Here is a 21,943-nt window from a genome sequence, read left to right on the forward strand (position 1 = left end):
CAATCAGCGCGACTTCGTCCGCCCCGGCAGCAACGCGGCACCGATCGACGCCGCACCGAAACTCGCGAGCCAGCACCAGTAGCCGATTGCATCCAGATGCACGGGTTCGACGTCCCCCCCTTCGTTGACGGCAATCCGCTGCTGCGACAGGAAGCTCAACCCGAACAGCAGCGCGAGCACGGCCAGCACGATCGCCGGTGTGCGCCGGCGCTTCGCCGTCAGCAGCCAGGCCGCGAACACGAGCGGGTTCGCGAGCCATGCGGTGATACCGACAAGCACGCCCAGCCAGCCGGTCAGCAGCACCTCCCAGCCGTCGCTCCACGGGTGCGGATCCGGTGTGCCGGTGCGGAATGGCGTGGTGAACATCGCGATCAGGTAGAGCACCACGCTGATCGCGAGCAGCACGCTCGTGGCGCGGCCCATCGGCGGGCGAGCCGGCGCGGAGACAGGCGTCGTCGTGGTCATGATCGGGGCGCGCGCCGGGCGTTGCATCGCATCCGAAGCAACACCCGCGGCGTCTCGCTCACACGCCTTCGACCAGCACCGCGCGATAGCGGGCGCCCTTGAACCGGTGCTGGACGACGGTCTGGTATTCGGGGCCGTGATACCACGCATGCGCCGCTTCCTTCGACGGAAACTCGACGATCACGACGCCTTCCGGGCCTTCGCCCTCCAGCGTTTCCTGCGGCCCGTAGGCAGCGAGCACCTTCACCGGATGCCCGGCGAGCGTCGCGCCGACCTGGCCATGGTAGAGATCGAGTTCGTGCTGGTCCTGCGTGCTTTCCCGCGTGAAAATCATGTAGGTTGCCAAGATGCGTACTCCCGGTGCATTGCGTTAAGGGGGCGGACGCACGCGGTGCCGTGGGAAGCTGCGCGCGCCGTTCAAACCGCGACCGCACGCGCTGCATGCGCGGCCAACGTGCAGCTTACCGGGATTCGCCGAAGCACGTCGCGCCCGGCTCCGGCCTGTCGTACAGGTCATCTTCGGCGATGAACGACTGCTCGTGCTTCGACGCCCGGATGGGGGGCGATGCCACGGGGCATGTCTTCGGGGAAGGCGTGAAAAGATTCGACCGACGGTGCGACCGACGCCGGTGTTGCGGGCCGAACGGGGTGCAATCGGCATGCCCGGTGCGGACGCTACCCGGGAGCGCCGTGCCGGATTCGTCGTCGATGAGTGTAAGGAAGCGCGTTATGCAAGGGTCGCAGTGGCCTGCATCGTCAGCCAGCCGTCGCGATCCTTCGCCCACAGCTCGATCGTGCCGCCGTCGTCCGACGGCTTGCCGCACAGCGTGAACGGCTGCCCGTCGAAGGTCGGGCGCACCGCGCGAAACGCGAAGCTCGCGAGCGTCGCGCCGGGCCGCTCGCGGTGCACGAGATCGACGAGCAGCGTCGCGATCAGCGGGCCGTGCACGACCAGCCCCGGATAGCCTTCCTCCTGCGTCACGTAGCTGCGGTCGTAGTGGATGCGGTGACCGTTGAAGGTCAGCGCCGAATAGCGGAACAGCATCACGGAATCGGCGGTGACGGTACGCGACCACGTCTCGCCTGCCGGCGCCGCGATCGGCTTCGGCGCGGGTGCGCCCGGCTGCGGCGCGTCGCGATAGACGATGTCGTGCTCTTCCTCGACGCACGGCGTGCCGTCGCACTCGATCCGGTGCTGCACCGTCACGAATACGAGCCGGCCGCTGCGGCCGGTCTTGTCCTCGATGTTCGCGATCGTCGATTCGCGCGTCGCGCGCCGCCCCGCGCGCAGCGGCGCATGGAACGTCAGGCGGCCGCCGGCCCACATGCGCCGCGGCAGCGGCACGGGCGGCAGGAAGCCGCCGCGCCTCGGGTGGCCATCAGGGCCGACTTCGGCCAGCGGCGCGATCGGCAGGAAGTAGAGCCAGTGCCACATCGGCGGCACGACGTCGCCGGGCGACGGGCGGTCGAGCGTGGCAGCCAGCGCGTTCAGCGGGAACGCTGTGATGTCGTCGCCGAGCGTTTCGGTCTTGCCGAGCCACGCGTCGAGCGACGCCTGGGTGGTGGAATGCGAGGATGAGGTCGACACGTGTGAAGTCTCCAGAGCGCTTGCAATGGCCCAAATATGCACGCCGCGCGCCGTTTCGCGAAATCGGATTTCCCGAACCCGGGCTTCGAATCTGCCTAACGGGCGGCACGGCCCTGCCCGACGATTCTCGTCCGACCATTCAATATAGTCGCCGCGACCGCCGCGTGCGGCTCGGGGGCCGCCAGCCTTACAGCTCGACCATCCCGGCACGGCGCCCAGATTGCTTCAAACGGGCCGGCCGCGCCGCGTGCGACATGTCATCCGGGTGACAAAAACCGATAGTTTGCTATCGAATGTTTTTGCCCCTATCATCTCGCCCATGACCAATCTGCACGACCTCCGCCTCGCCGTCAGCAGCCTGCTCGTGCTGTCCGCGCGCAAGTGGCGCCGCACCAGTGACGGCGTACTGACCGCGTACAACGTGTCCGAGGCCTGCGCGACGCCGCTCCTGATTGCCGGCCGTCTCGGCGAAGGCGTGCGGCAGGGCACGCTCGCCGAGCACGTCGGCATCGAAGGGCCGTCGCTCGTGCGCCTGCTCGACCAGCTATGCGCGGCCGGCCTCGCGCGCCGCGACGAGGATCCGCACGACCGCCGCGCGAAAACGATCTCGCTGACGGCCGCCGGCCGCGCGGTCACCGCGAGGATGGAGGAAGACCTGCGCGGGCTGCGCGCGCAAGTGCTCAAGGGAGTCACGCGCAGCGATCTCGAGGCGACGCTGCGCGTGCTGAACGCGTTCAACGCGTCCGACGCCCAAGCTTCCCACGCCGCCGATTCCGCGCCATGACCTACCCGAGCCTTCGCGACTGGCTGTTCTCGGGCAAGACGTTCGCCGCGTCGATGCTGGCGCTGTACCTCGGCCTGTATTTCCAGTTGCCGCGGCCATACTGGGCGATGGCGAGCGTCTACATCGTGTCGAACCCGTTCGTCGGCGCGACGCGCTCGAAGGCGCTGTATCGCGCGCTCGGCACCGCGCTCGGCGCGGCCGCCGCGATCTTCTTCGTGCCGCCGTTCGTCGAGACGCCGCTGCTGTTCGCGATCATCGTCGCCACCTGGTGCGGCACGCTGCTCTACCTCGCGATCTCCGACCGCACCGCGCGCAGCTACGTGTTCATGCTGGCCGGTTATACGATGCCGCTGATCGCGCTGCCGACCGTGACCGATCCGTCCACGGTGTTCGACGTCGCGATCGCGCGCACCGAGGAAATCGTGCTCGGCATCGTATGCGCGAGCGTGGTCGGCAGCGCGATCTTCCCGAACCGGCTCGCGCCGACGCTGATCGAGCGCACCGACGCGTGGTTCAAGGACGCCGCGTTCTACGGCCGCGAGACGCTGTCCGGGCACATTGCCGGCAACGCGCTGTCCGCGTGCCGGCAGCGCCTCGCGGCGACCATCACCGGCCTCGAATTCCTGCTGAGCCAGCTCGGCTACGATCATGCGCACCCGCGCATCCTCGCGCGTGCACAGGCGCTCGCGGGCCGGATGCAGCTGTTCCTGCCGCTGATGTCGTCGCTCGCCGATCCGCTGATCGCGCTGATGCGCGACCTGCACATCCGGCCGGCCGGGCTCGACGAACTGCTCGCCGACGCCGCGAAATGGTTCGACGCGCCGCTGCCCGATGTGAAGTCCGGCGCCGACGGCGACATGCCCCACGACCCGGTCGCGGACCGCCTGCGCGAACGCATCGCCGCGCTGCAGCCGGCCGACGGCGCGCTGACGAGCTGGGACGGCGCGCTGCTGTCGAACGCGCTGTGGCGGCTGCGCCAGGTCATCGACATCTGGCAGGACTGCCGCTCGCTGCGTGCGCTGATCGCCAACGAATCGGGCGTCTGGCAGCCGCGCTACCGGCACTGGCGGCTCGGCGGCACCGAACGCTTCTTCGATCGCGGGATGATGCTGTTCTCCACGCTGACCGTCGTCGTCGCGATCGTGTTCGCGTGCTGGCTGTGGATCTCGTCCGGCTGGCACGACGGCGCCGCGGCCGTCACGCTGGTGGCCGTGTCGTGCAGCTTCTTCGCCGCGCTCGACGAGCCGGCGCCGCTGGTGTTCAAGTTCTTCCTCGCGACCACCGCGAGCGTCGTGTTCGCGGGCCTGTACCTGTTCGTCGTGCTGCCGCACGTGCACGATTTCCCGATGCTCGTGCTGATGTTCGCGGGCCCGTTCATCCTGATCGGCACGCTGCTGCCGCGCCCGCAGTTCAACATGGTGACGATGCTCGTCGCGGTGAACACGGCCACCTTCATCAGCATCCAGGGTGCGTACGACGCCGATTTCTTCGTGTTCCTGAACAGCAACCTCGCGGGCGTCGCCGGGCTGCTGTTCGCCTACGTGTGGACACGAGCGACGCGGCCGTTCGGCGCGGAACTCGCAGTACGGCGCCTGCTGCGCTCGGGCTGGGAAGATGTCGCGCGCTCCGCGTCGACGCAGCCGCTCGACGACCAGCGCAACCACGCGTCGCGGATGCTCGACCGCGTCACGCAGCTGCTGCCGCGCCTCGGCGCGTCCGACGACCACCGCCACCCGTCGATCGAAAGCTTCCGCGACCTGCGCATCGCGCTGAACGCACTCGACCTGCGCCGCTCGCGCCGCCGGCTGTCGGGCGACGTGCCCGATGCGATCGATCGCGTGCTGGCCGGCGTCACCGATCACTACACGCGCTGCGTGGCCGCGAACGCGCGCCAGCCCGCACCGCCCGCGCTGCTCGCGTCGATCGACGACGCGCTGCACCGCGTGGCCGGCCGCAACCTGCCGGACGCCGCGCCGGCCGACGGCGGCACGGCACCCGCGGCGCCGGCCACGCCCGCGACGCACCGCCGGCTGCGCGACACGCTGCACGCGCTCGTCGGCCTGCGCCTGTCGCTGTATCCGGCCGCGGCCGCGCAAGCGCCGCAGGCGCCTGACGGAGCACGCGCATGATCCGTCTTTCCAACCCGTCTTTCCGGCCGCGACCATGATCGGCGAAATCGACATCTTCGGCGTCTTCGTGCCGGCCCCGCTCGTGCTGATGCTGGTCGCGTACCTGATCAACATCGTCGTGCGCGCGGTGCTCGAGCGCGTCGGCTTCTACCGCCTCGTCTGGCACCGTTCGATCTTCGACCTCGGCATCTACGTATTCGTGTTTGCCGCCGTCGTGATCGTTTCCCACCATCTCGTGGCTACCTAACGTGAAAAAATCCTGGCTCTCGGCAGGGCAAATCCTGCTCACCCTGATCGTCGTCGTCGTGGCCGCCGTCGTCCTGTGGCGGATCGTCAACTACTACATGTTCTCGCCGTGGACGCGCGACGGTCACGTGCGCGCCGACGTGATCCAGGTCGCGCCGGACGTGTCGGGCCTCATCACGTCGGTACAGGTCGCCGACAACCAGGAAATCAAACGCGGCCAGGTGCTGTTCGTGATCGACCAGGCCCGCTACACGCTCGCGGAACGGCTCGCCGAAGCGACCCTCGCGCAGCGCCGCGCGACGCTCGCCCAGGCAAAGCGCGAATACGCGCGCAACCTGCAGCTCGGCAACCTGGTCGCGAGCGAGCAGGTCGAGGAAAGCCGCACGCGCGTCGAACAGGGCGAAGCCGCCGTCGCCGATGCGCAGGTGTCGCTCGACACCGCGAAGCTGAACCTGCAGCGCACGACGATCGTCAGCCCCGTGGACGGCTACCTGAACGACCGCGCGCCGCGCGTCGGCGAATACGTGCCGGCCGGCCGCGCGGTGCTGTCGGTCGTCGACCGCAATTCGTTCCGCGTCGACGGCTACTTCGAGGAAACCAAGCTGCGCGGCATCCATATCGGCCAGCCGGTCGACATCATCGTGATGGGCGAGCCGCATGCGCTGCGCGGCCACGTGCAGAGCATCGTCGCCGCGATCGAGGATCGCGACCGCACGCAGGGCGCGAACCTGCTGCCGAACGTGAACCCGGCATTCAGCTGGGTGCGGCTCGCGCAGCGCGTCCCGGTGCGCGTCGTGCTCGACGAGGTGCCCGACGATTTCCGGATGATCGCGGGCCGCACCGCGACCGTCTCGATGCGCGCATCCGACACGCGCCGCAACGACAAAGCGAAACCGGCTGCCGGCGCATCGGCGTCGGCGGTGACGCCGGCATCGCCGGCTTCCGGTACGGCCGCCGGCGCGGCGGGAGCATCGCAATGAAACGGCACGGTCTGCGCCTCGCGGCGGCGCTCGCGCCGCTTGCGCTCGCACTCGGCGCGTGCAAGTCCGTCGGCCCCGATTACCGGCTGCCGCAGCAGGCCTACGTGAATGCGCCGCTCGCGAATCATGCGCTCGACGACGCGAACGGCACGCTCGTGTCGCGCGACGCCGTCCCCGGCAACTGGTGGCAGCTCTACGACGACCCCGTGCTCGACGCTCTCGTGCGCGATGCACTGAAGTCGAACACCGACCTGCGCGTCGCCGCGGCCAACCTCGCGCGCTCGCGCGCGGCGCTGGAAGTCGCGAACCAGCAGGGCGGATTCTCGGGCGGGGCGGAAGCGGCCGTGCAGCGCGCGCAGGAATCGGCCGAGCAATACCTGCTCGAAAACAAGCTGCCGGTCGTCAACGAAGGCACGGTCGGCATCAACGTGTCGTACGAGCTCGACCTGTTCGGCAAGCTGCGGCGCGGCGTCGAAGCCGCGCGCGCGGACAGCGAGTCCGTCAAGGCCGCCGGCGACCTCGCACGCATCACGGTCGTCGCCGACGTCGTGCGCGCGTACGTCGAATCGTGCTCGGCCGGCGACGAGCTGGCGATCGCGAAGCAATCGCTCGCGCTGCAGAAGCAGCGCGTCGCGCTGTCGCAGCGGCTGCGCGATGCCGGGCGCGGCAACCAGACCGACGTAACGCGCGGCGTGACGCAGGTGCGCACGCTCGCCGCTGACATCCCGCGCTTCGAGGGCCGCCGCAAGGTTGCGCAATACCAGCTCGCCGCGCTGCTCGCGCGCTCGCCTGCCGACCTGCCGAAGGCCGTCGCCGAATGCGAACGCCTGCCGAAGCTGCGCCAGCCGATTCCGATCGGCGACGGCGCCGCGCTGCTGCGCCGCCGCCCCGACGTGCGCGAAGCCGAGCGGCAGCTCGCCGCCGCGACCGCGCGAATCGGCGTGGCGACCGCCGCGCTGTATCCGTCGATCAGCATCGGCGCGTCGGCCGGCTCGGTCGGCGTCGCCGCCGACCTGTTCTCGTCGACGACGAATCGCTGGTCGTTCGGCCCGCTGATCAGCTGGTCGTTCCCCGTCAACGGCCAGCGCGCGCGCGTGCGCGAAGCCGAAGCCTCAACGGGCGGCGCGCTCGCGCACTTCGACGGCGTCGTGCTGAACGCGCTGCGCGAAACGCAGTCGAGCCTCGCGACCTATGCGGCCGACGTGCAGCGCACGGACGCGCTGCGCACGGCCTACGAATCGGCGCGCAGCTCCGCCGACGAAACGCATCGTCTCTATGTGGCCGGCCGCGAATCGTTCATCTCCGATCTCGACGCGACGCGCACGCTGACGGGCGTGCACGCGCAGGTCGCGGCGGCCGAAGGCCAGGTCGCGGCCGACCAGGTGCGGCTGTTCCTCGCGCTCGGCGGCGGATGGGAACCCGAGCGCGCAGCGGCCGCACAGGATGCCCGGCCCGCAGCCAGCGAGTCATCGCAGTAGCGTCATCACCTTCGGTATAAACGAAAGCGTGGCGAAACCCCCGGCGCCGGCGGGTTTCCCTGATTCGCGCCATAGCATCGGCAGCGCGACGGACACCCGCGTTGACGGTAAACTTGCCGATGCAATTTCATTCATCTTCCGCTGCCGGTCCGGCAGCGGAATCCACTCGGAGAGTCATCATGCGAACCAGCGCCCGCAACCATTTCGCCGGCCAGGTCAGCGCCGTCAAGCCCGGTGCGGTCAACGACGAGATCACGCTGCGCACGCAGGACGGCCTCGACATCGTCGCCGTGATCACCCACGGCAGCGCGGCTTCGCTGGGCCTCGCGGCCGGCACGAAGGCGTTCGCGCTCGTCAAGGCATCGTCGGTCATCGTGATGGTCGACGTCGACAGCAGCAAGGTGTCGGCCCGCAACTGCGTCGCGGGCACCGTGTCGTCGGTCGCAAAGGGCGCGGTCAATTCGGAAGTCGTGATCAAGGCCGCGGGCGGCGCCGAGATCGTCGCGATCGTCACCAACGACAGCGTCGATCGTCTCGGCCTCGCGAGCGGCACGGCCGCGTCCGCGATCTTCAAGGCATCGAGCGTGATCGTCGGCGTCGAGTGAGCACGTGACGATCGCGATGGCGATCCGTTTTGCGCCGCGCATTCGCGCGGATCGTGCGGCCCGGTTGTCATGCGGATGGGCACGATGACAGCGCCGCTCGAGCGCGCGCATGAACAGGCGTTGCAGTCGCTGCTGTCCGCGGCGGCCGACGCCGACGCGCCCGATGCACGCCTGTTCGGCGCCCTCGTTGCGGCACGCGCGTGCCGCAACGAACTTGCGCTGCTGGGCCTTTCCCCCGGCCGGTTCGCCGGCCTGCTTGCCCGGCAGTTCCCGCGCCTGCCTTCCGCGGATGCCGCGGCACTCATGCCGATGGTCGCGCCGGCGCTGCTGCCGTCAGCCCACTCGTCATTCGTCGCGACACTGCATGCGCGGCTGATGGACGACGCGAATCCCGCCGTCCCCCGCGACGACGCCGACTGCCTCGCGTCGATCATCGCGCATGCGTGCCTGCGCCCCGATCATCTGTGGCGCGATCTCGGGCTCGACCGGCGCGACGCGGTATCCGCGATGCTCGATCGCTATTTCCCCGCGCTTGCCGCGCGCAACATCGCCCACCTGCGCTGGAAGAAATTCCTCGCACAGGAAGTGGCGGCCTCGCTCGGCGTGCCGCCGGGTCCCGCCCCCGGATGCCCGGGCTGCGAGGATTTCGGCTTCTGCTTTCCTCAAGCGCGATAGCCGCCGCGGCAGCGCGAGCGGCCCGCTTGTTTCACCGCATCGCCCACCGGAGAAACCGCCTTGACCGACCTTGCGAGCCCGAACCTGCCGTCGCGCGATTTCGAAGCCACATCCCGCTTCTACGAAAAACTGGGGTTCGCCGAAACCTGGCGCGACGACGGCTGGATGATCCTCAAACGCGGCGACCTGTTGCTGGAATTCTTTCCGCACCCCGAACTCGATCCGGCGACGAGCTGGTTCAGTTGCTGCTTCCGGCTCGCGGATGTCGGTGCGTTCTTCGCCGACGTGCTCGCAGCCGGCATTCCGGAGCAAGCGACCGGCTGGCCGCGCGCGCACCGGCCGGCACGCGAAGCCTGGGGCGGCACGGTCGGCGCACTGATCGATCCGGACGGTTCGCTGATCCGGTTGATCCAGACGGAAGACTAGGCTCGCCCCCTGCCGTTGCCGCGATCGAGCGGTGATGGAAATGCACGCCCCATAAACGGTCACCTTTCGATGCGAATCGTCCGCCGTCCATCACGCAGTCAATGCCGATGCCGGTGATGAATGTCCGGAAAATGCGCATGGCTGTGCGTGATCGGCAGATGCACGTGCGGATGCGTGTGCGGTTCGTTGCCGTCGTACTCAAAATCGTGCGCATGCTGGTGATGTTCGTCGTGCCGATGCCGGTGCGTGTGCTCGAGCCGCTCATGCTCATGCGAGTGCTCATGCCGTTCGCGCACGTGCAGCCAGATGCCGAGCGCCATCAGCGCGGCAGCGATCCAGAACATCGCGGGCGGCAGCGCGGGCCAGATCAGCAGCGACAGCACGACGCCGAACAGCGGCGCGATCGAGAAATACGCACCCGTACGCGCGCTGCCGAGATGGCGCAGCGCGACGACGAACAGCACGAGGCTCACGCCGTAGCCGCCGAGCCCCGTCAGCATCGCGGCGGCCGTGACCGGTACGGCAGGCAACGTCGCCCCGGTCGCCAGCGCGATGCCGATGTTCACGGGTCCCGCGATCAGCCCTTTCACGCACGCGATGACCATCGCGTCGTTCGCGGCGACCCTGCGCGTCAGGTTGTTGTCGACCGCCCAGCACAGGCATGCGCCAACGATCAGCAGCGCGCCGACCGGCACGCCCGCCCGGCCCGGCGTCCACGACAGCAGCGTCCCGCCGGCAACGATCGCGACCATCCCGAGGAACACCTGCGTATCCACGTTCTCGCGAAACACGACCCACGCGATGACGGCCGTCAGCACGCCTTCCAGATTGAGCAGCAGCGCACTCGTCGCCGCCGGCGTGCTCGACAGCCCGAGCATCAGCAAGGCCGGACCGGCCACGCCGCCAGCCGCGATCGCACCGGCCAGCCACGGCAGGTCGGCGCGCTGCAGCGGCGCGGCGTCCGCGGCCGGTGCGCGGCGGTTGTGCAGCCCGCGAAGCAGGATTCCGATGCCGAGCCCGACACCGCTGCCGAGATAGAACAGGCCGGCGACCATGAACGGCGACATCGCGCCGATCAGCGCCTTGGCGATCGGTGTCGCGGCGCCGAACAGCGCGGCAGCGGTAAGCGCGACGAGAATCGCGGAATGTCTCGGGTTCATGATCCGGTTTGAATTGACGTTGAAAATCGGTGGCCGCGGCGTCGGGTCAGGTCGCAGCAAACTTCCCGAATCTTTCGAAATGCAAGCTGCATCGCACTGGCCAGCTTGCGTGTAGCCTGACGATCCAGTCGGGATTATCGCGCGCATCATGTCACCATGACAGGGCGGGCCGCTCGCACGTGAATCGGCGATCCCGGCATCATTATTTTAGGAAACCGAATTATCTGACTGAAGCGTTACCCTATTCAGGCATGCGTACTATCCATGTGCAAACGGAAAAGCCGAAGCATCACGCGTGCAGCGTTGATTGACGAACTTTCTTCGTCCGGTTGCGTTGTCTGTCCGACGTGGGATGGGCGTGTGCCGGCAGTCGAGCACCGGCGGAGGCAGTCCTGACCCGCCTCTGTCGAGGCAGGTCAGTCTGTCGTGTCATTCGCCGCATGCGGCGTGCTTGCGGGTACGCGCCGTGCAATCGACGGCGGCGCGGTGCGGGTTACTCGTTGCCGGCCGTTTGCTGCTCGGCCTGCGGCGCGGCGTCGGTCTGCGCTTTCACGTCCGCCGGTTGCGGCGTGACAGCGGCCTCGGCTTGCGGCGCGGCTTGCTGCTCGACTTGCGGGGCAGCGGCGGTCTGCTCTTTCGCTTCCGCATCCACTTCCGCCGGTTGCGCGACAGCGGCCTCGGCCTGCTGCTCGGCCTTCGGCTGCTGCGGCGCACCCTTGGCCGATTGCGCTGCGCCCTTGCCCGGGCGGCGTGCCTTCAGCCGGCGCGCGCGCGCTGCATCGTCATGCGTCACACGCCCTGCTTCGTTGCCCTGCAGATCGACCCGCACCGCGTCTTCGACGAGGCACGACCAGTAGCGGTTGCCGCGGCACCACGTCGACATCGCTTCGCGCAGTTCGGCTTCGTTGAGGCCGACGGCCTGTGCTTCGCGGGCGAGGTCGTCCCAGATGCCGACCTTGAGCGGCACTTTGGGGGCCGGATTCTTCGGGAACGCGCGCGGAAACTTCCGCTGCAGTTTGCCGATCGCAACGATGACCGGATCGACCGGCGCCGACGGCTTCGCCGAAGCGGGCTTCGCGCGATGCGGCGCCTTGGTGCCGGCACCCGGCTTGGCGCCACGGTGCGGCTGGTCGCCGGACTTCGGCTTCGCGCCGGCGTCCGTCGGCGTTGCCGGCCGCTTCGCGTTGCGCTCCTGCTTGGCCTTCGCTGCGAGCTGCGCCCGCAATTCGGCAAGTTGTTCAAAACCCATAAATTCAATCCACCAGGAATATAAGGTGTGGTTCGTGCGGTCATTCCGCGCGGCACAAAAGCTTCGCCGCCACGCGTGCGGCCCGTCTGCCGCCGATGCGGAACACGACGGGGCCGCATCGCGCACGCCACTCTGTTTTCAGGCACCCGGCCACGATGCCGGACAAGGCAGGAGCGAAGTATACCGGTACGCGCGACGGCCGGTTGACTCGCCGGTCTGCATTTGCCCGATCCGGGGGACCGGAAATGCGTCCGCGGTCGTGTTGCGCATTATATGGATACGTGTCCGGAAGTCACGCCGTTCACGGCCGCCGTCGGAAATCGGGCCAGGCTCGGCTTCGGTGCCTGCCCGCGCCCGGCATGCCGTATTCCACGTCACGGAATCGAACGCGATCGTGACGCTCGAGTACGGCGAGGGGTCGACGCACCGTCGCGCGACATGCCTGTCCGCCGTTCGATCGCACCGGCGCCTGCGCACGACTCGTTGCGTCCGCATCGATCGCGTGGCGTACGAAGATGGCGAAAAGTGCGTAGTATGGCCGGGGCAACGTCGTCGGCAACGTCCCTCGGCCCGGTTCGCTACGCGCCCGGGCAGCCGGCGATATCCCTCTTGCCTGCCAGAAGAACCGGTTGCACGAAACGGAGCGGATACATGGTTCCCCGACACGACATCCCGCACGACGACATCACGCGCGAGGAAATTCACCATCGGCAGATCGACATGCGCGGCTATCGGCGCAGCGATGGCCTGTTCGAAGTGACGGCCTGCCTTGCGGACCGCAAGACCCGCGATTTCATGCCGCCGGGGGGCACGCGAACGGTCGCTGCGCTGTCGCCGATCCACGACCTCGGCGTGACGCTGGTCTTCGACGCCGGCATGGTCGTCCGCGCCGTATCCACGTTCATCCGTTCGCATCCGTATGCGCAGTGTCCGGGCGGCGGCGACTCGCTGCAGGCGCTCGTCGGCTTGAGCATCGGGGCCGGCTGGAACAGCGAGGTCCGCAAACGGCTGCCATCCTGCGATACGTGTACGCACCTGAAGGAATTGCTCGGCCCGATCGCAACCACGGCCTATCAGACGATGGTCGGCATGCGACAGTCGTCGCTCGACTACCGCGACAGCGAAGGAAAGCCGCTCAAGATCGACAGTTGTCATGCGTATGGCGCATCGCGCGATCTCGTGAAACGTCTTTGGCCCGAATACCACCGGCCTTCGACGGCGGCAAAAGGCGGCTAGGGTCCCGGCATTCGGCCGGTCCCGTGTCCGCAGGATCGGTACCGCACGAGCATGCGTGCGTTGCCTGCATGAACAGTTGCGACCCGGCCTCGCTGCGACAGGTCGCCGCTGCCGCCGCAGCGATAATCATCAGAAAACGCCCAGTGCCAGTCCCGCGGCAAGGCCCGCGCCCAGTTCGGCACAACGCGCGAGATCGTCGCCGTCGATCGTCTTCGCCGCGAGGATGCGCTCCGGCGTCTGCGCATGAGTACAGACGATCAGGCCCGGCGCCACGTTCTTCAACCGCCATCCGGTCGCGATCCGGTCAATCTGGCGCAATGCGTTCTGTCCGTCGCTTCCCGCGCAGATCATTGCCGCATACGGGCGGCCGTTCACGCGATCGAGCGCCGCGTAGTAGCAGCGATCGAAGAAATCCTTCATCAGCCCGGACATCGCCGCGAGATTCTCAGGCGTCGCGAACAGGTATGCGTCGGCGGCCAGCACGTCGTCTGCACTCGTCGTGTCCGCGCGCTGCAGCCTGACGTCGACGCCGGGTTGCTCGCGCGCCGCGCCGGCAGCCGCTTCGGCCATCTGCCGCGTGCCTCCGGTCATCGTGTGATAGACGATCAACAGCGTCTTCATTCGTCGTCGCTCGTGTTCGGCTTCAGGTGCGCCGGCAGCCTTGCCGGTTTCCGCTGGATGGCCAGCGGGGGAGGTTCTGGGTTCGCTTCTGCCGAGCAGCCGGTTTGCCGTCTCGCCGGTGCCGGGTGCGCATCGATCGTGCGCTTAGCGCCGGCTTCGATTCGCGCGTCGATTCGCACCTGACCGTCCGGATCCACGGTCAGTCAGGTGTGGCGCGTGATGCGCCGCCATCGTCCGGCCGCGCGTAGTACGCGAGAAACATGTCGGCAGCGGATTCCGCGACTTTCTGTTGTTCCGGCGCCGCGAGCGGCGGCTGGCCCATCGTGATCTGCGGCCAGAACGCGAACGCCTTCACGACACCATGCAACTGATGCGCGGCGAACACCGGATCGGTGACCGACAGGCGGCCGGCCGCTGCCGCGGCGCGCACCCAGACCGTCAAGTCTTCCTCGCGCTCGCCGAGACGCTCGACCATGTCGCGCGCACGTTCCGGCGAATGGATGGCCGCGCCGATCGCAACGCGTGCGAGCGCGAGAAATGCCTCGTCGTTCAGCAGGCGCAATTTGCGGTCCAGCAACGCGAGCAGTTGCTCGCGCAATGGCACGTCAGCGCGATAGGTCGGCGAACTGCCGGTCCGGGCCGCATCCCACAGCTTTTGCAGGATCGCGGCGAACAATGTTTCCTTGCCCGGGAAGTGGTTATAGACCGTGCGCTTCGACACGCCCGCGCGCGCGGCGATACGATCCATGCTGGTCGCGTCGTAGCCCGCCGCGAGAAATTCCTCGATCGCCGCGTCGACGATGGCCGCGCGCTTTCGATCGGTCAGGCGCTTAAGGGGAGTGCTGGTATCCATACAGAAATTTTACACCGGGCAGTTTACTTATCCAAAAAATAAACTACACTGTTTAGTGTAATTTATTCTCCGGACGAATCTCCATGGCATCGCCTCTCGTTTTGATTCACCGCATTCTGGGTTTTGCAGCTGCCAGGCGCGGCCGCGCGCTGTCCGGTGGTTCGCCGCAGCACAATGGCGAGCGCTTCAGCAATGTCGCGCCGCGTCCTGTCGATGGGTTCGGCAAGACGCTCGGGATCGTCTGGAACATGCTGGTCAACAAACCGCGCAATACCGTGCCGGCAGGCGCGCTGCCCGTCGATTCGCTGACCCGCGCGGAACTCGACGCGGCACCCGATCGCAGCCTGTTCCGGCTTGGTCATTCGACGCTGCTGCTCAAGCTGCGCGGCGAATTCTGGCTGACCGATCCCGTGTTTGCCGAGCGCGCATCGCCGTTTCGGCGCGTCGGCCCCAAGCGTTTCCATGCGCCGCCGATCGCGCTCGAGGATCTTCCGCCGCTGCGCGGCGTGATCCTGTCGCACGATCACTACGATCACCTCGACCGCGACACGGTGCTCGCGCTCGCGGCAACCACCGACGTGTTCGTGACAACGCTGGGCGTCGGCGATCGCCTGATCGAATGGGGCATCGATGCGAAGAAGATCCGTCAGCTCGACTGGTGGCAAAGTGTCGACGTGGCCGGCCTGACGCTCACCGCGACTCCCGCACAGCACTTCTCCGGGCGCAGCCTGTTCGACGGCAACAGCACGCTGTGGGCGTCGTGGGTCATCGTCGACGGCGACCTGCGCGTGTTTTTCAGTGGCGACACAGGCTATTTCGACGGATTCCGGACGATCGGCGAGCGCCTCGGGCCGTTCGACGTGACGCTGATCGAAACAGGCGCATATGACGCACAATGGCCGTACGTGCACATGCAGCCGGAAGAAACCGTGCAGGCGCACATCGATTTGCGCGGACGCTGGCTGATCCCGATCCACAACGGCACGTTCGATCTCGCGATGCATCGCTGGCACGAACCGTTCGAGCGCGTCACGGCGCTGGCGATAGTACGCGGCATCGAATTGTCGACGCCCAGGATGGGCGAGCGCCTCGATCTCGACGAGCCGCATCGCGGCGAGCGGTGGTGGCGCACGGTAGACGAGCGCGCGACAGCGCCGGCAACGAAATCGCGCCGCTGGCAGCTTTGCGCATCGCAGGCGACGAAGTAGGTCCACCGGTCATTGCGCATTCGGTCCGGGAGCGCGGCAATACCGCGATTCCGGAAGGCGCGTTGCCGGAGCACCCGCATGTCGACGGCCTGCCCTGTAGAACCGCTTACCTGAATAGAGAAGTCATGCCTCCGGCACCCGTCCGATACACCCCCGGCCAACGAGACGACGACGCCACAATCGCTGCATTCGACCATGCCGGTCGCCGGTCAACCACCCACAACAAAGAGAACGACCTGCGGCAGACGCTCGCCGAGCGCGTCGCGAAATGGACCGAAGGCGTCGACCACCTCACCACGGCCATTCCGAACCTGAGCTTCCATCGAAGGGAAGCGCCGACGCAACCGATGGATTGCATGGTCGAGCCGAGCTTCGGTCTCGTCGTTCAGGGCACGAAGCGAGTCATTCAGAGCGGCGACGCCTATATCTACGACGCCAACCGCTTTCTGATCACGTCGCTCGATTTGCCCGGTTCGACGCAGGTCATCGAGGCCAGCCGCGAAAAACCGTTTCTCGGGCTCGGGCTCAAGCTCGATTTTCGCGTCATGGCCGAGCTGATGGTGCAGGTCGCGCCGGATCACGACGAGGCCCCCGCGGGCCGCGGCCTCGTCGTCGGCGACATGACCGAACCGCTGTACGACGCATTGAACCGGTTGCTGGCGTTGCTGGATGACCCGAACGCCATTGCCGTTCTCGCACCGTACGTCGAACGGGAAATCTACTATCGATTGCTGACGAGCGACCAGGGCGCCCGCCTGCGTCAGATCGCGTCCGCCGGCAGCCAAGGCAACCGCGTGTCGCGCGCGATCCGGTGGTTGCGGGCTCACTATGACGAGTCGCTGCGAGTCGATGATCTCGCGGCGCAGGTTCAGATGAGCAGTTCGACCTTCCATCACCACTTCCGTCAGCTCACGGGCATGAGCCCGCTCCAGTATCAGAAATGGATCCGGCTCAATGAGGCACGGCGGCTGATGCTGTCCGAGCGGCTCGACGCCGCGTCGGCGTCGTTCAGGGTCGGGTATGCGAGCCCTACCCAGTTCAACCGCGAATACAGCCGGTTGTTCGGAAATTCGCCGCGGCGGGATATCGACAGCCTGCGGAGCGGGACGGACGTCGTTCTTTCGATTGCCGCAAGTTATTGATCGCGGAAGGTTCGGCTGAAGAGGCTGGATGCCGACTTTGGCGGGAGCCGCGGAATTGTCGGGTCGACTTCACGCGTGACGGATCTGGCAGACTAAATCGAGCGAACGCAGCAGGATGCGCGCTTCTTGCCAACTCAGGATTGATTGCCCGGCGTCGATCAAAAAAATCCCGGTTGAATGTCGAGCGATGGGCGGCCACCCTTCGAAAGTCGTCCTCGCACCCAAGCTCGCGAGCGTCAATCGGCTACAGACTGGCTGCCCCATATCGCCCTCCTGGACTGATGACGACGTCACCCTCGGTCGAAAATCAAGTTTCTTTGCTGTCTTTCGGACTCTCGGCCGTAGATACCCCATGGTTCAGTTTTCTCGCGAGGCTCCGCAATTCAATGAATCGCGCAACAGGTGCGTGCGTTGTCACGTGACAACTCGCGTTGAATATCGGCGCTACGCATCGGGTAAGAAACTCGACAGGGTGCTGTGATGGGCTGGATCAGCTGCAAATCGATTTCTCTTCGGTACGGAACCCCGCACCGAAAATCGTTTTATATACTACAAATTACGTATCGAAACGTACAATTCATACCTCTTTCGGGTCGGCGGGCGATGGCGGCACATGAAAACTCATACGCCCCCATTTTCGAGTGCGATCTAGTCAATTTTGCGTGAAACAACATGAAGAATATGGCGCAAGCCATTGCCAGACAAGGATTTCCGAGAATGCGCCATTTCTCGAAAATGTTTCACGATCCGGCCCGCTTGTGTTGTAGCACGGCTTTCAACACGGGGTTTTGCTGCCAATCGGAGCCTCCATGCGCGTCATGGTTGTGTTGAGATGCTGATTGGCATCGGCCGCAGTGCTGGTATGCATGACGAAACCACATCCCTCCCCTGCCGGCTAGGTATGTGATGGCCTGGATTTAAGCTCCCCTTTAAATGGGGACATATCATCGACATCCACGACATGTTTTCCCGGATGCAGTTCGGCAAGCGACTGGATGCATCATGTCGGCACGAGAATACGAGTAGGCTGCGATCGGGGATCCAGGAGCAGCAGTTCGATTGATGCCTCGACATCTTCGACATAGCCGTGTTTCTACAACGGCAAGTCGAGCGTTTCAGACCACTTCACTGCTCGAGTTTCCGGGTACAACGTTCCTGTTGTCACGTGACAACTCGCCAACCAAACCGCGCGGCCGCCTGCGTTTAGCGACAAGCCATCTCCGGCAAATTCCTCCTTACCGACCTACTTGTGCTCCATCCGTATTGTTCGATCGCAACAGATTTTGAGAAGCGTCTCAGCTCTGCGTTGACTCGTGCTTTGAGTCGATTGTCACGTGACAACTCGCCTTGCCGACAGGTAATTCCACCAAGCCAGAGGCGGTATATCGGATGTTGAAGTGATCGCGCCACGCCAAAAAAACGACCGAATCAAGGATTTCTTAGCGACGCATCGGACCGACGAGGATCAACCCCTTGCGACTTGTCACGTGACAACTGCGCGTCCCGATGCCATTCGGGACACCAACCAATCGGAGTCACAACGTACTCTGCCAGGAACAAAAACGTAGTCAGGCGGCAACCGATCTCTGCGTTCCACCTTCGTCATTGTCGTTAAAGACAATCAATTTTCTCTAGATTCTTGCAAATTCTTTCGAACACGATCGTCAATTTTATTTTTACTCGATCGTGATTCGCGGATGATTCGTTGGCCATTCGGCCCACTTGTCACGTGACAACCACAGCGATCATCAAAATATCCATCACGTCGAACGCTTTTCTGGACATTTCAACAATAACTACATATATTACGCAAAACTCCTTGGAGGAATTTAATGGCTTTCAAGATCGCCGTCAGTAATCAAAAAGGTGGGACTGGAAAGACAACCATCTCGGTCAACATCGCAGCCGCATTCGAGGCCGGCGGCAACAAGGTCGCCCTGATCGATGCCGACCCTCAAGGCACTTCCGTCCGATGGGTTACGAGCGGCGAGAACACGCTGCCGATGACGGTCCTTTCGCTGGCTCCTGCCGGCCGCGGCATCGGCGGCGAGATCAAGAAACAGGACGCGAACTTCGACGTGATCGTCATCGACTGTCCCGGTAACCTCGAAGATCCGCGGATTGCGTCCGTACTCGAAGTTGCCGACTTCTGCCTCGTGCCGCTGTCGCCATCGCCGGCCGACCTGTACAGCACTGTCGCGATGATTCGCATGATCGAGTCGATGCGGACCATCCGTAACCCGAGTCTTTCTTCCGCATTGATGCTGAACAGTGTCAATGGAAAAACTAAAATGCGTGAAGAGATTTTAAAAATTCTAAGGGCTGAAGAAATAGGGGAGCATCTGCTGGACAGCCAGATCGCGCAACGCGAGGTCTACCGTCAGACGTTCGCGCTCGGCACCACGATCCATCATCACAATCGGTACCTGAAGGGCCTGAAAGAAGCCCGCGCGGAAATCGAAAAACTGGTCACGGAAATGGCCCAATACATCGCGTCGACGCGCGCTACCGGAGCCGCCCATGGCTAAGGACACATCGAAAGAGAAGAAGCCGACCGGCAATCTGCATCTCGCAGCCGGCCTGTTGCGCGGGCTCGCGCAGGAGAATGCGGCGCTCGAAACGCGGCTGCCCGAACCGGCGGCCGCACCGAATGCCGCCGTCGAAACGGCGCCCGACAGCGCCCCGGCCGCAGCCACGCCCGCCGGTACGTCGGATCTCGGCGCGCCGCAGAAGGTGCTGGTCAAGGACTGCATCCCGAACCCGTTCAACCCGCGCGTGTTCTACTCGGAGTCGAGCCTCCACGAACTCGCACTGACGTTGAAACGGGAAGGGCAGATCGAGCCGATCAAGGTCACGCGGCTCCCGGAGTTTCCCGGCAAGCTCGTCGTGATCGACGGGCAACGCCGGCTGCGCGCGACGAGCATCAACGGCGACGAGACCATCAACGCCACGTTCCGCACGGACCACACGCCCGAGCAGCTCTATACGATCGCGTATCGGGCGAACCACGACCATGAACGCCAGACGATCTTCGACGATGCGGTTGCGTGGAAGCGTCTCCTCGACGAGAAGGTCTTTTCCGACCAGAACACGCTGGCGGAAAAGATCGGCAAGGACAAGGCATCGATCAGCAAGACGCTGTCGCTCAACGCACTGCCCAACACGCTCCTGGAACGGATGGCCAGTTCGAACGACGTGGTCGGCCTGCAGGCCGCGTACTTCCTGAAGCTGATCTTCGAGCGCCTGGGCGAGCCGACGGCCGACCGGCTACTTACGGCCGTCATCGACCGGAAAAAATCGGTCCGCGATCTCGAGAATTTCCTGCGTGCGCAGAGCGACGGCAACAAGAAGGCAGGACGCACGCGTTACAGCGTTCGTCACGACTTCGCGCTCGAATCGCGAGCGGTCGGCCAGTTGAAGACCTATCCGGACGGACGCCTGGATCTGCAGCTCAAGGGCGTCGACGCGTCCCACCAGGAAGCGCTCGCCGACAGGCTCAAGACCGTCATCGACGCGTACGTCGCCGAGCTGGCGGCGGCCACGCAAAACTAACCCGCCAAAAGTAGAAGGCCTCGCATCCGCGTTGCACCGCGAAGCCGGACGACAAGATCCGGCGCACGGTGCACACCCGGCTGCGAGGCCTCGTTCAATTGCCTGCGAGACTGCTTTTGAGCAGGAATTCCAGCAGATCGTCCGAGGTCGGTTCGCCCCAGGTATCCAGTGCCAGCCATCGGAAGAAGCTGGTCTGCGCGAGCTTGCTCGCCTTCTTCTTCGGCGACAGCGTCAAGTCCTTCGAGCCTGTCACCGTCTCGTTGTAGCGCTCGATCAGCTTGGTCTGGTCGTCGATCTCCAGCTCGCGGAAATACGCGCCGGCTTCCTCGACCTTCGCCGCCAGATATTTGTCGCGAATCTGCTCCTGCTTGCTCTGCGCGGATTCCTTCACCGGTGCGGCCGCCTCGGTTCCCTGCCCGTCGGCCAGCGTATAGCCGTGCGTCAGCGCCTTGCGGAAATACGCGGCCACGTTGTCGACCGGTGCCGCATTCTTCTTCGTAGTCCGATTGACCGTATAGGCGATCGCCGCCTTGATGCGCTGCACACCGTATTGCGTGATCAGCCGGCGCGCTTCCGAACGCGGAATGCCGAACTTGGCGACCTCCTCGACCAGTGCTTCGTTCTTGACGTCGCCGTCCTCGACCGTATCGGCGCTCTGCTTGCGCGTCACCTTGAACTGAACGGCTTCCACGCTGCGGCCGGACTTGTGTTCGATCAGCTCGAGCGTGTGATCCGATACTTCGTTCACCTCCTGAATGCACGGCACCAGGACCTTGCTCTTGAACAGCTTGTACTCCTTGTACGACTGCGACGCCTTGTCCTGGCCGAGAATGAGGTCACGGAATTTCGGCAGCGGGATCTTCGCGGTGATACCGATCCCCTCGTAGCGCACCGTGTTTTCCCACAGCGCAAGCGAATGCGACCGCCGGAACTCGCGGGCGATCCGCATATCGATCAGCGCGTAGATTTCGGGATTGAGCAGTTCGCTGCGAATCTGGTCGGAGAAGCTGTACTTCAGCACCGATTGCTCGAGCTCCGCGCCGGCGAGCAGACCCGACGCCTTCCAGACCGTCGAACGGTCCGCGGCCAGGTAGTCCCAGTTGACGACGGTACTGATCAGCGAGTTGACCGTGTCCTTCACGTACTTCGTGTTGTTGCTGTTCAACCCGCTCTCGTGGGAAAGCGACGCGATCGAGATCGAGAAACTCGTGCGGCCTGGCTCGAACGCCTCCTGCCGAAGCGCGTTCTTGATCAGCGAACTGAACATCTTGCGCTGCTGCAGACCGATCTTTCCCGACTTGGGCGCGATATGAATCGCCTGGACCGCCTTGCGCAGCAAGTCGGGAGGCTCTGGTGTCTGAAACAGCGAAACCTGTTTGTCTGAGCCTTTGCTTGCGGGCTTGCGCGGCATCGTGATGTCCGGATCAGGTGACCTTGGTGAGAGCGGACTTTATACCTTTTCGTGTCGAGGGGCAACGTCCTTGCTCCTGAATCACTTGCACTATCGGGTCTAAGCCTCAGATATAAAAGGAAAATTTATGATTGC

The 21,943-nt window shown here is 65.3% G+C and carries 21 protein-coding genes; 13 read left to right on the plus strand and 8 right to left on the minus strand.

Annotated features, from left to right (window positions below; genetic code table 11):
* Nucleotides 1-3 precede the first annotated feature (3 nt).
* The 3 genes from BFF94_RS33670 to BFF94_RS33680 all read right to left on the minus strand — a co-directional run bounded on the left by BFF94_RS33670 (nucleotide 4) and on the right by BFF94_RS33680 (nucleotide 2,053).
* Nucleotides 4-465: a hypothetical protein gene (locus BFF94_RS33670; RefSeq protein ID WP_128846574.1), complete on the minus strand. Its 462-nt coding sequence runs from the start codon at nucleotides 463-465 to the stop codon at nucleotides 4-6.
* Nucleotides 466-523: 58 nt separating this feature from the next.
* Nucleotides 524-811, minus strand: a complete 288-nt coding sequence (locus BFF94_RS33675; protein ID WP_128846572.1) for a DUF1330 domain-containing protein — start codon at nucleotides 809-811, stop codon at nucleotides 524-526.
* Nucleotides 812-1,192: 381 nt separating this feature from the next.
* A complete protein-coding gene (locus tag BFF94_RS33680; RefSeq protein WP_219140322.1) occupies nucleotides 1,193-2,053 on the minus strand; it encodes an HTD2 family dehydratase in 861 nt (286 codons plus the stop codon).
* Between the two features lie 319 nt (nucleotides 2,054-2,372).
* Between BFF94_RS33680 and BFF94_RS33685 the strand changes: the two genes are divergently transcribed.
* The 8 genes from BFF94_RS33685 to BFF94_RS33720 all read left to right on the plus strand — a co-directional run bounded on the left by BFF94_RS33685 (nucleotide 2,373) and on the right by BFF94_RS33720 (nucleotide 9,376).
* The gene (locus BFF94_RS33685) at nucleotides 2,373-2,837 is read left to right on the plus strand and encodes a MarR family winged helix-turn-helix transcriptional regulator (RefSeq protein ID WP_219140323.1); all 465 of its coding nucleotides are present in this window, start codon (nucleotides 2,373-2,375) and stop codon (nucleotides 2,835-2,837) included.
* Nucleotides 2,834-4,966, plus strand: a complete 2,133-nt coding sequence (locus BFF94_RS33690; protein WP_219140324.1) for an FUSC family protein — start codon at nucleotides 2,834-2,836, stop codon at nucleotides 4,964-4,966. The genes BFF94_RS33685 and BFF94_RS33690 overlap by 4 nt, the downstream gene beginning before the upstream one ends.
* A gap of 34 nt (nucleotides 4,967-5,000) precedes the next feature.
* Nucleotides 5,001-5,213: a DUF1656 domain-containing protein gene (locus tag BFF94_RS33695; protein ID WP_128848949.1), complete on the plus strand. Its 213-nt coding sequence runs from the start codon at nucleotides 5,001-5,003 to the stop codon at nucleotides 5,211-5,213.
* 1 nt (nucleotide 5,214) lies between these two features.
* Nucleotides 5,215-6,192 carry an efflux RND transporter periplasmic adaptor subunit gene (locus BFF94_RS33700; protein ID WP_219140325.1) on the plus strand — a complete coding sequence of 326 codons (978 nt, stop codon included), beginning with the start codon at nucleotides 5,215-5,217 and terminating at the stop codon, nucleotides 6,190-6,192.
* Nucleotides 6,189-7,670: an efflux transporter outer membrane subunit gene (locus tag BFF94_RS33705; protein ID WP_219140326.1), complete on the plus strand. Its 1,482-nt coding sequence runs from the start codon at nucleotides 6,189-6,191 to the stop codon at nucleotides 7,668-7,670. Before BFF94_RS33700 ends, BFF94_RS33705 begins: the two co-directional genes overlap by 4 nt.
* A gap of 179 nt (nucleotides 7,671-7,849) precedes the next feature.
* Entirely contained in the window at nucleotides 7,850-8,275 is a 426-nt protein-coding gene (locus BFF94_RS33710) for a TOBE domain-containing protein (RefSeq protein WP_128849845.1), read from the plus strand.
* Nucleotides 8,276-8,359: 84 nt separating this feature from the next.
* A complete protein-coding gene (locus tag BFF94_RS33715; protein WP_128849847.1) occupies nucleotides 8,360-8,950 on the plus strand; it encodes a nitrogen fixation protein NifQ in 591 nt (196 codons plus the stop codon).
* Between the two features lie 60 nt (nucleotides 8,951-9,010).
* Entirely contained in the window at nucleotides 9,011-9,376 is a 366-nt protein-coding gene (locus BFF94_RS33720) for a bleomycin resistance protein (protein ID WP_128849849.1), read from the plus strand.
* 98 nt (nucleotides 9,377-9,474) lie between these two features.
* Here the strand turns inward: BFF94_RS33720 and BFF94_RS33725 are convergent, their stop codons facing one another.
* Together BFF94_RS33725 and BFF94_RS33730 are read right to left on the minus strand one after the other, a co-directional pair.
* Complete coding sequence (locus tag BFF94_RS33725; RefSeq protein WP_219140327.1) at nucleotides 9,475-10,536, minus strand: DMT family transporter; 1,062 nt, start codon at nucleotides 10,534-10,536, stop codon at nucleotides 9,475-9,477.
* Nucleotides 10,537-11,029: 493 nt separating this feature from the next.
* A complete protein-coding gene (locus BFF94_RS33730; protein ID WP_219140334.1) occupies nucleotides 11,030-11,785 on the minus strand; it encodes a ProQ/FinO family protein in 756 nt (251 codons plus the stop codon).
* 651 nt (nucleotides 11,786-12,436) lie between these two features.
* Here BFF94_RS33730 and BFF94_RS33735 point away from each other — a divergent pair.
* Nucleotides 12,437-13,021 (plus strand): DUF2889 domain-containing protein, encoded by a 585-nt coding sequence (locus BFF94_RS33735; protein WP_128849851.1) that lies wholly within the window; start codon nucleotides 12,437-12,439, stop codon nucleotides 13,019-13,021.
* 129 nt (nucleotides 13,022-13,150) lie between these two features.
* Here the strand turns inward: BFF94_RS33735 and BFF94_RS33740 are convergent, their stop codons facing one another.
* Both BFF94_RS33740 and BFF94_RS33745 read right to left on the minus strand, forming a co-directional pair.
* Nucleotides 13,151-13,642 (minus strand): flavodoxin family protein, encoded by a 492-nt coding sequence (locus BFF94_RS33740; protein WP_128849853.1) that lies wholly within the window; start codon nucleotides 13,640-13,642, stop codon nucleotides 13,151-13,153.
* A gap of 199 nt (nucleotides 13,643-13,841) precedes the next feature.
* On the minus strand, nucleotides 13,842-14,495 hold the full coding sequence (locus tag BFF94_RS33745) for a TetR/AcrR family transcriptional regulator (protein WP_128849855.1): 654 nt from the start codon (nucleotides 14,493-14,495) through the stop codon (nucleotides 13,842-13,844).
* Nucleotides 14,496-14,578: 83 nt separating this feature from the next.
* Here BFF94_RS33745 and BFF94_RS33750 point away from each other — a divergent pair, with 83 nt between their 5' ends.
* From BFF94_RS33750 to BFF94_RS33765, 4 genes are all read left to right on the plus strand, one after another.
* Nucleotides 14,579-15,703 (plus strand): MBL fold metallo-hydrolase, encoded by a 1,125-nt coding sequence (locus tag BFF94_RS33750; RefSeq protein ID WP_128849856.1) that lies wholly within the window; start codon nucleotides 14,579-14,581, stop codon nucleotides 15,701-15,703.
* Between the two features lie 125 nt (nucleotides 15,704-15,828).
* Entirely contained in the window at nucleotides 15,829-16,845 is a 1,017-nt protein-coding gene (locus tag BFF94_RS33755; RefSeq protein ID WP_128849872.1) for an AraC family transcriptional regulator, read from the plus strand.
* 1,832 nt (nucleotides 16,846-18,677) lie between these two features.
* The gene (locus tag BFF94_RS33760) at nucleotides 18,678-19,373 is read left to right on the plus strand and encodes an AAA family ATPase (RefSeq protein WP_128849857.1); all 696 of its coding nucleotides are present in this window, start codon (nucleotides 18,678-18,680) and stop codon (nucleotides 19,371-19,373) included.
* Nucleotides 19,366-20,397 (plus strand): ParB/RepB/Spo0J family partition protein, encoded by a 1,032-nt coding sequence (locus tag BFF94_RS33765; protein WP_219140328.1) that lies wholly within the window; start codon nucleotides 19,366-19,368, stop codon nucleotides 20,395-20,397. The genes BFF94_RS33760 and BFF94_RS33765 overlap by 8 nt, the downstream gene beginning before the upstream one ends.
* A gap of 94 nt (nucleotides 20,398-20,491) precedes the next feature.
* Here BFF94_RS33765 and BFF94_RS33770 read toward each other — a convergent pair whose 3' ends face one another.
* Entirely contained in the window at nucleotides 20,492-21,808 is a 1,317-nt protein-coding gene (locus BFF94_RS33770; RefSeq protein WP_128849858.1) for a replication initiation protein, read from the minus strand.
* Nucleotides 21,809-21,943: the final 135 nt, after the last annotated feature.

This window comes from Burkholderia catarinensis (assembly GCF_001883705.2).
Taxonomy (GTDB): Bacteria; Pseudomonadota; Gammaproteobacteria; order Burkholderiales; family Burkholderiaceae; genus Burkholderia; species Burkholderia catarinensis.

What these genes read in the sequence shown, in the direction of transcription:
- BFF94_RS33760 (WP_128849857.1), top strand. Translation starts at nt 18,678, where the DNA reads ATGGCTTTCAAGATCGCCGTCAGTAATCAAAAAGGTGGGACTGGAAAG.
- BFF94_RS33745 (WP_128849855.1), bottom strand. Translation starts at nt 14,495, where the DNA reads ATGGATACCAGCACTCCCCTTAAGCGCCTGACCGATCGAAAGCGCGCG.
- BFF94_RS33765 (WP_219140328.1), top strand. Translation starts at nt 19,366, where the DNA reads ATGGCTAAGGACACATCGAAAGAGAAGAAGCCGACCGGCAATCTGCAT.
- BFF94_RS33710 (WP_128849845.1), top strand. Translation starts at nt 7,850, where the DNA reads ATGCGAACCAGCGCCCGCAACCATTTCGCCGGCCAGGTCAGCGCCGTC.
- BFF94_RS33730 (WP_219140334.1), bottom strand. Translation starts at nt 11,785, where the DNA reads ATGGGTTTTGAACAACTTGCCGAATTGCGGGCGCAGCTCGCAGCGAAG.
- BFF94_RS33685 (WP_219140323.1), top strand. Translation starts at nt 2,373, where the DNA reads ATGACCAATCTGCACGACCTCCGCCTCGCCGTCAGCAGCCTGCTCGTG.
- BFF94_RS33755 (WP_128849872.1), top strand. Translation starts at nt 15,829, where the DNA reads ATGCCTCCGGCACCCGTCCGATACACCCCCGGCCAACGAGACGACGAC.
- BFF94_RS33715 (WP_128849847.1), top strand. Translation starts at nt 8,360, where the DNA reads ATGACAGCGCCGCTCGAGCGCGCGCATGAACAGGCGTTGCAGTCGCTG.
- BFF94_RS33750 (WP_128849856.1), top strand. Translation starts at nt 14,579, where the DNA reads ATGGCATCGCCTCTCGTTTTGATTCACCGCATTCTGGGTTTTGCAGCT.
- BFF94_RS33770 (WP_128849858.1), bottom strand. Translation starts at nt 21,808, where the DNA reads ATGCCGCGCAAGCCCGCAAGCAAAGGCTCAGACAAACAGGTTTCGCTG.
- BFF94_RS33735 (WP_128849851.1), top strand. Translation starts at nt 12,437, where the DNA reads ATGGTTCCCCGACACGACATCCCGCACGACGACATCACGCGCGAGGAA.
- BFF94_RS33670 (WP_128846574.1), bottom strand. Translation starts at nt 465, where the DNA reads ATGACCACGACGACGCCTGTCTCCGCGCCGGCTCGCCCGCCGATGGGC.
- BFF94_RS33725 (WP_219140327.1), bottom strand. Translation starts at nt 10,536, where the DNA reads ATGAACCCGAGACATTCCGCGATTCTCGTCGCGCTTACCGCTGCCGCG.
- BFF94_RS33695 (WP_128848949.1), top strand. Translation starts at nt 5,001, where the DNA reads ATGATCGGCGAAATCGACATCTTCGGCGTCTTCGTGCCGGCCCCGCTC.
- BFF94_RS33705 (WP_219140326.1), top strand. Translation starts at nt 6,189, where the DNA reads ATGAAACGGCACGGTCTGCGCCTCGCGGCGGCGCTCGCGCCGCTTGCG.
- BFF94_RS33690 (WP_219140324.1), top strand. Translation starts at nt 2,834, where the DNA reads ATGACCTACCCGAGCCTTCGCGACTGGCTGTTCTCGGGCAAGACGTTC.
- BFF94_RS33740 (WP_128849853.1), bottom strand. Translation starts at nt 13,642, where the DNA reads ATGAAGACGCTGTTGATCGTCTATCACACGATGACCGGAGGCACGCGG.